Source organism: Edaphobacter sp. 4G125, from assembly GCF_014274685.1.
Taxonomy (GTDB): domain Bacteria; phylum Acidobacteriota; class Terriglobia; order Terriglobales; family Acidobacteriaceae; genus Edaphobacter.
Map to the genome: position 1 here is coordinate 3,068,573 of NZ_CP060393.1, position 12,937 is coordinate 3,081,509.

9 protein-coding genes are annotated in these 12,937 nt (G+C 56.6%); 2 read left to right on the forward strand and 7 right to left on the reverse strand.

What is annotated here, in order from left to right:
- Nucleotides 1-189: 189 nt before the first annotated feature.
- Complete coding sequence (locus H7846_RS12775) at nt 190-1,635, forward strand: alpha-L-fucosidase (RefSeq protein ID WP_186692562.1); 1,446 nt, start codon at nt 190-192, stop codon at nt 1,633-1,635.
- Between the two features lie 254 nt (nt 1,636-1,889).
- A complete protein-coding gene (locus tag H7846_RS12780) occupies nt 1,890-3,218 on the forward strand; it encodes an MFS transporter (protein ID WP_186692564.1) in 1,329 nt (442 codons plus the stop codon).
- Nucleotides 3,219-3,276: 58 nt separating this feature from the next.
- On the opposite strand, the gene H7846_RS12785 is transcribed toward H7846_RS12780, so the two are convergent.
- The 7 genes from H7846_RS12785 to H7846_RS12815 all read right to left on the reverse strand — a co-directional run bounded on the left by H7846_RS12785 (nt 3,277) and on the right by H7846_RS12815 (nt 12,830).
- A complete protein-coding gene (locus H7846_RS12785; RefSeq protein WP_255460618.1) occupies nt 3,277-4,677 on the reverse strand; it encodes an L-fucose/L-arabinose isomerase family protein in 1,401 nt (466 codons plus the stop codon).
- A gap of 64 nt (nt 4,678-4,741) precedes the next feature.
- Nucleotides 4,742-4,966: a hypothetical protein gene (locus H7846_RS12790; protein WP_186692567.1), complete on the reverse strand. Its 225-nt coding sequence runs from the start codon at nt 4,964-4,966 to the stop codon at nt 4,742-4,744.
- Between the two features lie 9 nt (nt 4,967-4,975).
- Entirely contained in the window at nt 4,976-6,709 is a 1,734-nt protein-coding gene (locus tag H7846_RS12795; protein ID WP_186692569.1) for a sodium:solute symporter family protein, read from the reverse strand.
- A 73-nt stretch (nt 6,710-6,782) separates the two neighbouring features.
- Nucleotides 6,783-8,270 (reverse strand): xylulokinase, encoded by a 1,488-nt coding sequence (gene xylB / locus H7846_RS12800; protein ID WP_186692571.1) that lies wholly within the window; start codon nt 8,268-8,270, stop codon nt 6,783-6,785.
- 21 nt (nt 8,271-8,291) lie between these two features.
- Complete coding sequence (locus H7846_RS12805; RefSeq protein ID WP_370561251.1) at nt 8,292-9,560, reverse strand: ROK family transcriptional regulator; 1,269 nt, start codon at nt 9,558-9,560, stop codon at nt 8,292-8,294.
- A 73-nt stretch (nt 9,561-9,633) separates the two neighbouring features.
- Nucleotides 9,634-11,277 (reverse strand): TylF/MycF/NovP-related O-methyltransferase, encoded by a 1,644-nt coding sequence (locus tag H7846_RS17910; protein ID WP_222597502.1) that lies wholly within the window; start codon nt 11,275-11,277, stop codon nt 9,634-9,636.
- A 233-nt stretch (nt 11,278-11,510) separates the two neighbouring features.
- Nucleotides 11,511-12,830, reverse strand: coding sequence for a sugar MFS transporter (locus tag H7846_RS12815; protein ID WP_186692573.1), 1,320 nt, complete (start codon nt 12,828-12,830; stop codon nt 11,511-11,513).
- Nucleotides 12,831-12,937 lie beyond the last annotated feature (107 nt).

Sequence of the window (12,937 nt, forward strand, 5' to 3'; positions counted from 1 at the left end):
ATCTTCCGACCGGCCGCGAAACCGTGGTTTCCCTGAGAGCTTGCTCGCTGGGCTGGAGAAATCCCACATATCGCCTCCCTCTCGACTTGTATAAAGCCCGAGGAAATCGAGAAATAAATTTCCAAGCATGAATATAACCTTTCACCTATAATTCCTTCCTGTCGTAAATCAACCGAGAAAGGTGATTCTGTGAAGCTCCTGCACCGTAGCATTGCCACTGGTCTTCTCTTCGCATCCGCATCCCTCAGCTATGCTCAGCTGCAGGGTTCCAAGCCTGACGAAACTCCCACTCGTCATCCCGTTCCCTCTATTCAGGACACCGAAACTCCCGCGCAGCGCGACGCACGCATGGCCTGGTGGCGTGAGGCCCGCTTCGGCATGTTCATCCACTGGGGGCTCTACTCCATCCCCGCCGGCGAGTGGAAGGGGCAGCGCACTCCGCACAATAACGGCGAGTGGATCATGAACGACCTCTCCATTCCCGTCGCTGACTATAAAGCCTTGGCTAAGCAGTTCAATCCCACCGGATTCTCCGCACACGACATCGTCGCTCTCGCCAAGAATGCCGGCATGAAGTACATCGTCATCACCTCAAAGCACCACGACGGCTTCGCCATGTTCGACTCCAAGGCCGATCCTTTCAACATCGTCGACGCAACTCCTTTCAAGCGCGATCCCCTCAAGGAGCTCGCCGAGGAATGTCGTAAGCAAGGCGTCAAGCTTGGTTTCTATTACTCGCAGTCACAGGACTGGACCGCTCCAGGTGGCGGGGCCGCAGTCCGTCCCGGCCACAATCAGGACACTGGTCATTGGGATAAAGCTCAGGACGGCTCCTTCGACGAGTATCTCCACAAGAAGGCGATCCCCCAGATCAAGGAGTTGCTTGAGAACTACAAAGGCTATCCCGTCGTCGTCTGGTTCGATACCCCCGGCAAAGCAATGACGCCAGAGCGCGCCGCCGAAATCGTTAAGGTGCTCAACAAATACCCCAACCTCATCTGGAACAACCGTCTCGGTGGAACCTATAAGGGCGACACCGAAACCCCCGAGCAGTACATCCCCGCCCAGGGCTTCCCCGGCCGCGACTGGGAGGCCTGCATGACCATCAACGACACCTGGGGTTACAAGTCCTTTGACATGAACTTCAAGTCCTCTGAGACCCTTATCCGCAATCTCATCGACATCGCCTCCAAGGGCGGAAACTACCTGCTCAACATTGGCCCCGACTCCAAGGGGATCGTCCCTCAACCCGAGGTTGATCGCCTGCACGACATGGGCAAGTGGATGAAGGTTAACGGCGAAGCCATCTACGGAACCTCCGCGACCATCTTCGATGTCTCCACCGGAACCTTCAGCCAGACCGAAAAGGACCGCCGCGGAAATCCGAAGTTCACTCCCACCTGGGATTGGCGCTCCACCACCAAGGGCAACAAGGTGTACGTCGAGATCTTTGACTGGAAAGGGCATTTCCACGTCGACAAGATGCCTCGCAAGGTCACCGGAGCCTACCTGCTCGCGGACCCGGCCCACAAGGCGCTCAAGTTCACTCAGAACGGCAGTGCTCTTGATGTCGAGCTCCCGGCCAAAGCTCTCGACCCCATTGCCACCGTCCTGGTGCTCAACACCACCAAATAGCCTCGCTACCAGGGTGCCGAGTGAAGCTCTCTTCATTCGGCATCTTTATTCCATCTGCAAAGTTACAAGAGATCTAACTCTAAGCAACGATTGGACAGACCAAATTTCCACCTGTTGCTCTCGTTTGTGCCTTGACATACCTGACCTTCCAACAGCTATCCTCATCCAGAACATCAATACATTCACCTCAAACGGCCTTCGTGGCCCATACCCGGCAATGGTCAGACCAACGTTGCCGCCGGAGCTTTGATTTCATGTCGACGAATTCCGCTACCAGTCCCTCCACGGGCTTCACCGCAACAGCTCCGGACAAGTCCAATGTCCGTTGGTTTGTGTGCTTCCTTCTCTTTCTGGCCACAACCATCAACTACATGGACCGGTCGGTCTTCTCGCTTATCGAGCCTCTGCTTCACCTCAACTTCATGGGCTGGGTTCCCGGCGTCGATGCCGCCCACCAGACCGTTTACAACATCAACTACGGTCGCATCCTTATCTGTTTCCAGATCGCCTACGGCGTCGGCTTCCTCTTCGCCGGCCGTCTCATCGACAAACTCGGCACCAAGACCGGATACGCCATCGCCATCCTCGTCTGGGGATGCGCCTCCATGAGCCATTCCATCGTCGGCAGTGTCGCCGGCTTCTGCATAGCACGTGTCTTCCTCGGGCTTGGAGAATCCGGAAACTTCCCCGCCGCCATCAAGGCCACCACCGAGTGGTTTCCTTCCGAAGAACGCGCCCTGGCAACTGGCCTCTTCAACTCTGGCTCCAACGCCTCAGCTTTTATCGCTCCGGTCCTCATCGCCGCCGTCACTCTGCGCTGGGGATGGAACGCGGCCTTCATCACTACCGGCTCCATGGGCCTCATCTGGTGCGTTATCTGGCTGCTCTTCCCCTATAACAAACTTCGCCGCGGCACGACCCAGACCCAGGAAAATCTCGCCCCCGTCACCAGGGACAAGCCCATCTACTCTGTCCTGCTTCGTCACCATGGCTTCTGGGCCTTCTGCATCGGCAAAGGGCTCACCGACCCTATCTGGTGGTTCTATCTCTTCTATCTCCCCAAATTCCTCAACGACAACTACGGTCTCGATCTCAACCACGTCAAATATCCGCTCATCGTCATCTACACCATGGCTAGCGTCGGCTCCATCGCGGGCGGATGGCTCTCCGGCTTCCGCATGAAGCACGGACACAGCGTCAATTCAGGCCGCAAGTTCGCCATGCTTGTCTGTGCCCTCTGCGTGTTGCCTATCATGTTGGTGCCCCACATGCACGACCTCTTCCCCAACAATGCATGGCCGGCGATCGCGCTCTTCTGCCTCGCTACCGCCGCGCACCAGGGATGGTCGGCAAACCTCTTCTCGACTCCAACCGATATGTTCCCCTCCACCAGCGTTAGCACCGTGGTGGGGATTGGCGGTGCAGCAGGAGCCGCCGGAGGAGCCATCTTCACCTGGATCGTCTCTCACTACTTCTCCCTTCACCCATTGCCGATCTTCGCGATGGCAGGTTTTGCCTACGTTACTGCGTTGCTGATCTTCCAATTCCTCGTTCCTCAACTAGGCCAGCCACGCACTGCGTAAGCGCAAACATAGAAACGCCGCCACTCCTTTTGGAGTGGCGGCGTTCTTCCGTTTTGCCCTAATTGTGCAGGTACATCGGCCATCCCAGGTACTTCTGGGCTGCTTCTTTCACTGCATCGGCCACGTGTGAGAAATTTGCGGCTACATGATGCTCGAATCCGTTCTCGCAGATATAGTGCAGTAGCTTCTGCATATTCGGAATCTCGACAACCCCTGCACCACCAAAGGTCTGCAGAGGATCATCCGTAAAGCTTCCCTGTCCCGCATATCCCTTGATCGTTCCTTCAAACTCATCTGTCGAGAACCGAACAAAGCTCATCGCCCCCGACTTCACTCGCCCATCCAGCGTGCCGAACGTATTCTCTTTCCCAACCGTTCCCGCAATGATCTGCTGGAAATCCATCTTCACTCCCTGACGGAAGAAGTGCTTCGGCAGGTTCGAACAATGGAAGCAGACTGCCTTGTTCGGGTCCGCTCCATAGTTGTTGTTCCAGTCCAACAGAGCCGAGGGGGTCTCGCTCGCCAGCGAAAGCGCATGCATCGAGAGCGTTCCCATCGTATCCACCTCGCAGGCGCTGGGCAGCAGCTTCTCGCTCATCATGCTCATCACCGTACACGGCACCACACCAAAGAACTCTTCCATCGAAGTCCAGCACTGCACGGAAGTCACATCCAACGCATTCGACTTCATCCAGTCGTCGATCACCACCCCCAGCTTCGACATCTTCAACAGCGCTGCCTCAGGAGTCTCGTTCACCGGCAGATAACTCTTGATCGCACTCAGCTTCTCCTGAACCTTGGCTTCACTATCCGCAAGCCGTTGAATTCGCCCCATTACCTCGCTCAAATCCAGCGTATCCACTGTGATGCCGCTCTTCTCCAACAGCTTCTCTGAGTAGCGCACCGTATTGAACGCCGCAGGCCGTGCTCCAATCGCACCGATGCGAAGATTCCTGAATCCGCGCACAATTCGGCAGGTCGCAGCAAAGCTTTGCAAATCCTTCGCAAACTGCTCCGAGTCCGGAGCCTCCGTATGCAGCGTTGTCAGCGAATACGGAATCCCATACTGGCGCAGGTTATTGCAGATCGACATCTTTCCGCAGAAGCTGTCACGCCGGAATGCAATGCCCATCTTCCCTGCATCATCTGGCGTCGCCTGAATCAGAATTGGCACCTGCAAATTCGCCAAACGGATCGCATCGGCAATGCCGCGTTCCTCTCCGAAATTCGGCAGCGTGACGATAATGCCATCGATCTCGTTTGCATGCTCGCGAAACAACTCCGCACAGATCTTCGCCTCTGTGTATGTCTCCACCGCTCCAAAAGCCGTCTGCTCCGCAGTCGTTACAACTGCTCGGTGTCCCTGCCGCTCCAGTGCGGCGATCATCTCCGTACGCCCTGTAGCCGCCAGGTGGCTTGGAAAAAATCCACGATTCCCTACAATGACGCCAAAAGTCATCTGCCTTCCCATACTTCCACTTCCCCCATTCCTTCAAAACCGCTCGCAGCGGCAGTAAGTTAATTCAGCCTTTCCCCGGCCGAAAACGAATTACATAAAACGCTCCGAAGAGCAGCAATAGAATTCCCCACCACAGCGTCGGATGTAGTTCGTGCAACACCGTCGGAGCCTCATGCCCCAATGCTTCATAGATCCCGTACGGCACAAGAATCAGGCCATACAGCAGCGGCAGAAGCCCCACAAAGAACCAGATCGAAAGATTCTCACCTCTTCCTGTTCCTTCAGCCATCTCTACTCCCTACCAGAAGATCAGATTCAACACAAAGAACACTACAATCACCACGCACGCCCAAAAGATCGGCTTCTGCCACAATGACGTTGCACCATCATCCGGCAATTCGGTCGCGCCATAGACCAGTCCCGCAAGCTGCGCATCAGGAATCGGCTTCGTTGCCATGCTCACCCCATAGGTGACGATCACGCAGATCAGAAAGCTCCACAGCGCTCTGTACAGATTCTCCGCCATCGGTTTCGCATCGTCCGAAAGCGCGATATACCGCAGCGCACCACCATCTCTTTGCACCCAGATCCACATTCCAATCGACGCTACTGTGCCAGAGAGCAGTCCCCAGAACCCTCCTGCCCTCGTCGCTCGCTTCCAAAGCATGCCCAGCACCACCGTGCCGAACAGCGGAGCGATAAAGAAGCTGAACAACGCCTGCACATAATCCATAATGCTGGCAGCATGAGCAACAAGGTATGCCGTTCCAATCGAGACCAGCATCCCCACAATCGTTGACCAGCGCCCCATCGCAACATAGTGACGATCCGACGCATTCTTCTTCATATACGCGCCGTAAAGATCGTAGGTCCATACCGTGGAAAATGCGCTTACATTTCCCGCCATACCGCTCATGAAGCCCGCCACGAGCGCTGTAATACCCAGTCCCAGCAGCCCTGGCCCGCAATAACGAATCAGCATCAGCGGTAGCACTTCGTTATAGCTGTGCTGTCCTGTTGCTGCGGCAATATCCTCTCCCACCAGATGCATTATGCTGCCGTCAGGATTCTTCAGCACCGTCAACGCCAGCAGGCCAGGAACAATCACAATCAGCGGAACTGCCATCTTGAACGCCGCGCCGATGATGGGAGCCATCTTCGCCGACCGCAGATTGTTAGCCGAAAGCACGCGCTGTACAACCAGGAAGTCCGTCGTCCAGTAACCGAAGCTGATGACGAATCCAAGCCCAAAGACAATTCCTGTCCAGTGAACTCCCATCGGGTTATCGCGGAAGTGCCCAAGCGTACTCCACAGATGCGTGTAATCGTTCGATCCTACATTCGCTGCAATCTGCGCTTTCAGGTTTTGCCAGCCACCCGCTTCGATCAATCCCAAAATCGGAATCAGCGCGGCACCAGCCCAGATCAGCACAAATTGTAGGACCTCGTTGATGATGGCCGAACGGAGTCCACCCAGCATCACATACACCGCAACCGTAATTGCTCCCACCCAGATCGAAAAGCTGATGTTCCAGCCCAATACCACCTTCATCACCAGCGCCATCGAATACATGTTGACGCCGCTCATCAACACCGTCATCAGCGCAAACGAAACCGCGCTCACCCCGCGGGCGCCCTCACCGAACCGCAGTTGCAAATATCCCGGAACCGAGTGCGTCTTCGAGATGTAATAGAACGGCATCATCACGATGCCCAGGAACAACATCGCCGGAATCGCACCAATCCAATACCAGTGCGTCGCCAGGATTCCGTACTGATAGGCTGCGCCTGCCCACCCCATCAGCTCCAGCGAGCCAAGGTTGGCCGAGACAAAACTCAGCCCGGCAATCCAGGCCGACATCTCCCGGCCCGCAAGAAAAAACTCTTCGCTGGTGTTCGTCGATCCCTTTACGTAAAAACCAATAAAGATCACCACGACGAAGTACAGCGCCAGCACCGCAATATCGATCGGCGCGAGTGCCGTCAGTTGGCGAGACAGAAAAAGCAGCGGAAATGCGCAGGAGATGGCCATCCAAACAACCTTACCTGGTGCAAAGTCTTTTTATTATTCGTCTCGAAATAATATGAATCCCGCGTGATTCCTGTCAATTACTATCGAGATAGAGTCGTTCCAACCCCTCGCGGTACCGCTCCATCGCCGCTTCGTACCCCGCTTTCCGGTCGGCCCGCGGAACACTCTGTTCCTCCGTGGAAATCTTCACACAGCGATCTGCAATCGCGGCAAAACTCTCTGCCGCACCCGCAGATTGGCCATAGGCAAACATCGCCTGCATCGCCGCGCCTAGGCAACCCGCCTCTTCTTCCACCGGAACCTGAATCGGCACGCCGGTCGCATCGGCCAGCAGCTGCCTCCACTCCTTCGAGCGCGCTCCACCGCCGATCAGGAAGATCACCTCAGGTTTCCTTCCCGCCAGAATCAGCTCCAACCCGTTCAAAACTCCGAAGCTCACACCCTCCACCGCCGCGCGAATCAGGTTCTCGCTCGTATAGTTATTCGCCGAAATCCCGACCAGCGAACCCCGCGCCTGCGGCAGATCTGGTGTCCGCTCTCCATTCAGAAATGGCAGAAACACCAACCCGTCGGCTCCCGGCTGCGTCGCTTCCAGCGCTCCATCCAGGTCCGCAACCGTCTTCCCTACCAGTCCCATCGTCTGCGTCACCACATTCGTCGCATTCATCGTGCAAACCAATGGCAACCATCCCCCGGACGACGAGCAGAATGAAGCCACGGAACCCGTCGCATCCGTCACCGGCCGCTCACAGAACGAGTACACGGTCGACGAGGTCCCCAGGCTCATCGTCACCACGCCTTCCTTCACATTTCCTGTTCCGATCGCGCCCATCATGTTATCTCCGCCACCCGAAGAGACCACGCAAGCCGCAGGCAGCCCCAACTCTTTCGCAACCTCCGGACGGAGCCGCCCGACAAGCTCCTCCGGTCCCAATAAACGAGGCAACGCGCCCCACAGCTGCTCCGTGCCTCCATCAATCTTGCCCAGAACCTCCTTCGACCAACTCCGCGATCGCACATCGAAGAACGCTGTTCCCGAAGCATCTCCATACTCTGCGCACAACTCTCCTGTCAGCCAGAAGTTCAGATAATCATGCGGCAGCAGAACATGACGTACCCGTGCAAAGTTCTCCGGCTCAGCCTCTTTCAACCACAGCAGCTTCGAGACCGTGTACCCCGTCAGCGGAACAATCCCAATCTTCTCGATGCACCCCGCCGCCCCGCCCAACTCGCGGACAAGAGCCGCATTCTGTGGAGCCGTCTCCGTGTCGTTCCACAACTTGGCTGGACGAATTACCTTCTTCTCTTCATCCAGCACCACCAGGCCATGCTGTTGCCCCGAGACTCCCAATGCCTTCACCCGCGCACCCGGAACCTGTACCAGCGCCTGTTTCACCGCCTCTTTGAGAGCCTCCACCCACCAGCTCGGCTCCTGTTCCCGCGCCCCATTGGCTCGTTCGATCAATGCATGGCGAGCATATCCTCGCCCCAGCGGTTTTCCCGCTTCATCGATCAGCAGGGCCTTCGTTCCCTGCGTCCCACAATCAATCCCTAAAAACATCCCACCCTCCACCCTGCAGCTCTAAGCCTTTGCCTTCGCGCGCCGCGAGATATGTGTCGATCGGTGATAATGCGAGTGCCGTTGCAGCAGTAAAGCAGCGCTTCCGCTTAAGCGCGCCAGATAGCCGTCGCCGGCAGTCGTCAATCGCGGAGCCGCCCCAGCCAGCATCCCCGCCTCCAGCTCGCGCTGCACAATCGGTCCGCAGATCTCCCAGCACGAAGTCAGTTCTCCCGTAATCAGAATCCTCTCTGGAGAGAGCGCAGCCGTCACCAGACGAAGCCCATGCCCCAGTGCCTCCGCCTGCGCCTTCACAGCCTTCAGTGCTGCTCGATCTCCATCCTGAGCCAGTTGCAGAAGTCCTCGAATATCGCTGACCTGCTTCCTGCTCTGCTTTCGATAGGTCTGCAGCGCGGCCCGCGACGAGGCAAACATCTCCCAGCATCCTCGTTTTCCGCACCCACACACCGGCCCCTTAGGATCAATCGGAATATGCCCGAACTCCCCTGCTAACCCGTTGAATCCCGAGTGCAGTTGCCCCTCTGCCAGAATCGCAGTTCCCAATCCTTCCGCCACCGCAACCAAGACCGCGTTCCGTACTCCCTCCAGCCGGCCAAACCACAGCTCCGAAAGAAGGCACGCATTGGCGTCGTTATCGATCTCCACCTGTAGGCCCATCGCCTTCTCCAACGCCGAGCGAAGATCGTATCCCTCCCAACCCAGGTTTGGAGCCATCAGCAGCCGCTGCGTCACCGGATCGACGCGTCCCGGAACGCTCACTCCGATCCCTTCAAAGGTCTTGTCGCCATGTCGCTTACGAAGCGCGTTCATCTCCTTCACCAACTTCGCAGTCGCGGTCTCCGGATCCTTCGCAGTCGTGATGGTCTCATGGGATAGAAACCTTCCACTTAAATCGACCACCGCAACAATCGCCTGGCTGGGGCGAATATCCAGCGCCAGCGTCACCAGATCATCATTGACCAGCAGCATCGTTGAAGGACGCCCGCGCCCGCTGCGCACAACAGCTCCCTCGCGGACCCACCCTTCCTCAATTAAATCTTCGACAATGGCCGAGATCGTGCTCGGCTGCAAACCCGAAAGCCGCGACAGATCTACGCGCGAAACAGGCTGCCGGAAGCGGATAAACTCCAGCACAATATCGCGGTTGATATCTCGCGCCATCTCGCTCGACGCAAGCTGCGCCGACGACAAATCAAATCTTCTCACCGTATCAGGACGCATCCTGCCGGAAGACGAAGAACCACTGACACGTGCAATCGAACGAGGGGCCATTAATTTGGCCTATCATAATATTTCCCATTCAACATGAAAAGACTCTTGTCGAAAGCAGGCTCTTTCCCTGTCCTCACAGCCCTTCTTCAGCGGTCGCAGAAAGCTTGTCTTCAGGCGCGCTGACTATGGGCGAAATCGCCGCAAGGCTCTCCCTCTGCCAGTACACGCCAAACCCATCAATCGCCTGAATTGGCGCCTCGATCCCCCTCTGCCTTCGGAAATCGCACACCGCCTGCCGACATCCTTCCACTGCTCCGTAGTCGTCCACAATGATGAAGCCCCCAGGAGACACCCGGTCGTATAACTCCTCCAGTGCATCCATCGTCGACTCATACATATCTCCATCCAGCCGTAGGATCGCCAGTCTCTCAATCGGAGCCGTCGGCAGCGTCTCCGAAAACCATCCCTTCAGAAACTGGACCTGCTCATCCAAAAGATCGTACTTTCTGAAGTTCTCCTGCACCTGTTCCAGCGAAACCGCTAGCTCCGAAAAAGTATGGTGCACATCCCCCGTATCCGCTGTCACATCAGGATTTGGCTCTGGCAATCCGCAGAATGAATCCGCGGCCCATACCCTCCGGTCTGTCACACCATAAGCCTTCAGAATCGCGCGCATCATGATGCACGCTCCTCCACGCCATATCCCCGTCTCAATAAAATCTCCCGGAATCTCTCGCTCGATCACAAACTCGGCGATGCTCCGCAGGTTCGTCATCCGCGCATTTCCAATCATGCTGTGTGCCTGCGAAGGCCAGTCCCTGCCAATCTCCCGCAACTGGCTCTGATAAACATGCGGAGACCAGCGATCTTGGTTCGGGTCCTCATACACCGTGCCAATCAGGCATCGCTGCACCATATCCAGATACAGCCTTCGCAGCTCAGGCACGGGATTTGCAGGCAGAATCTCCCTCAACACCCGCACTGTAGACTGCCGCGAAAAGTGCTCAAACCCGCGTCTCTCCAGCTCTCTCCTCTTCGCATCATTGCGCAGCAGCTCAAGACACCCCTCCACAATCTCCTCCGGAGAAAAAGCCGCCACGGCCTCCGCATATCCTCCAAGATCGGGAGAAACCTCACTGACCACCGCCTTCGAGTTCGCCAGCAGATAACTCACTCGAACAATCTCAAAGAGATTCGTCTCGTAGAAATGCGTATTCAAAACAATCTTGGAGCGGGCGATCAGCGCATCCCTCTCCTTCCCATACACACCAAAGGCCACATGCGCACAGACCCCGGCCCGCTCCAGTCCTTCAAGAACCTTCTTCCTGCGCTCATTCAAAGAGCCATAAAACAGAACATCGATATCCTGTTCTGCCGCCGCCGCAATACGACGAAGCACAGGCATGTACCCAATCTCCACCAGACGCGGCGGATACAGACACTTTCTCTCCTGCCATCTCACCAGGTTGAGAGGGCTGTAATCCCATATCCAATGACTCTCCGACAAACGTAGATACGCTTCCGAAAGATGCGCGCTCCCCAACTGCTCCAGGTTGTAGACAATCGTTCCCGAAGGTAGCAACCGCATCTCCTCCTCGGTCAGAAGATGGGCCCCTAGCAAAATGTTCGTCGCTTGCCGGTCAACGATGTTCTCGACAATCGCCGCCCTGTTGCCCAGCTCGCGCAGGGCCGCCTCCAGCGTCTCAGCAACCTCTTGAAAACACGAACTGTGCAGATAACCATTCGGGCGAATGATCGAGATCAGATAGTTGGCCATAGGTCCTCAAGCAGGACAAGGCATCTCTAAGGCCATCCTGTGTAGCAGTCTCTATGAAGTTTCTAATCTCCCCCACACTCTTCCTGCCGTCATTCTGAGTCGCAGACGAAGAATCCCTGTATCTTCTGGACATCCCTTAGTCGTGTCATTTCGACCGAAGCTGTCGTCGCAGACGAAAGCGAAGTGGAGAAATCCCCGCATTTCATGCCGTCGCAGAAATCCCAGTCAGTCCCCTACGCCGTCGCCACCTCTTGCTCAGCCCTGCGCCCGCCCAGATATCCGAACAGCGCAATGTACACATAGCAGATCACCGGAATCACAAACGCGTGCTGCACTCCGATCGCATCCGCCAGATGTCCTTCAGCCAGCGGAATCAGCGCGCCGCCCACAATCGCCGCCACCATCAGGCTCGACCCCTTGCTGGTCAGCGGTCCCAAGCCGGTCAATCCCACCGTAAAGATGCTCGGAAACATCACCGAATTGAACAACCCTACCGACAGAATCGCCCACATCGCCGTATGTCCGTGCGTCAGAATCGAAGTCACTACCAACAACCCCGCCACCACCGCAGCCGATCCCAGCACCACACTTGTCCGCACCTTCGTCAGCAGCCACGACCCGATAAACCTTCCTATCATTGCGCCACCCCAGTACAGCGCAACATACTTCGCCGCCGTCGCTTCCGAAAAGCCCGCAATCTCCGGCAGACCAAAGTAGTTCACCAGAAAACTTCCAATCGAAACCTCTGCGCCAACATACACAAAAATTCCCAGCGCCCCCGCCAGCAGCACAGGATGCTTCCATATGCTGTCACCCGCCGCAACATCCATCTCACCCGGCCGGATGTCGCGCGTAAAGTCCATCGGCGGCAGCTTCACCATCGCCAGAGCAATCGCCAGCAACACTAGCATCAACCCGATCCCTAGGTAAGGCAATCTTACCGACGATGCTTGCTCCGCTCGATACGCCTGAAGCGCAGCCGCCGAAAGCGACTTTAGTTTCGCAGGAGCCATCGGGGCAGCAGCCCCCAGGATCAGCGCGCTTCCAAAGAATGGAGCGATAAAGGTTCCAAATGAATTCAACGCCTGCGCCAGGTTCAGTCGTGACGATGCCGTCTCCGGCGGCCCAAGGTGCGCGACATAAGGATTCGCCGCCACCTGAAGACTCGTGATTCCAGCAGCCAGAATCACCAGCGCCGAAAGGAACAGTCCGAAGGATGCCAGCCCCGCGGCCGGAAGAAACAGAAACGCTCCTGCTGCCATCACCAGCAGCCCGATCACCATCGTGCCTTTATATCCACGCCACTCCACTAGCTTTCCCGAAGGCAGCGCAAAGATGAAGTACGACGAAAAGAAGCAGAACTGCACCAGCATCGCCTGTGCGTAGTTCAGCTCGAAGATACCCTTCAGGTGCGGAATCAGAATGTCGTTCAGGCAGGTCAGAAACCCCCACATGAAAAAGAGCATCGTTGCGATGCTCATGGCCCGGACGTCGGTCTTTTGCGCCCCTGAATGTTGTGTACTCGTTGAACTCGCGCCGACGCCAATGGCCATCTTTTGTAAGACCTCTACAGGAAAAATCCAATGCGGTTCATCTCACGAAACCGCGCCTCTCCCATCCTAAATCTTGCCGCACCTTGAGTGTCATTCCTGAACGACTC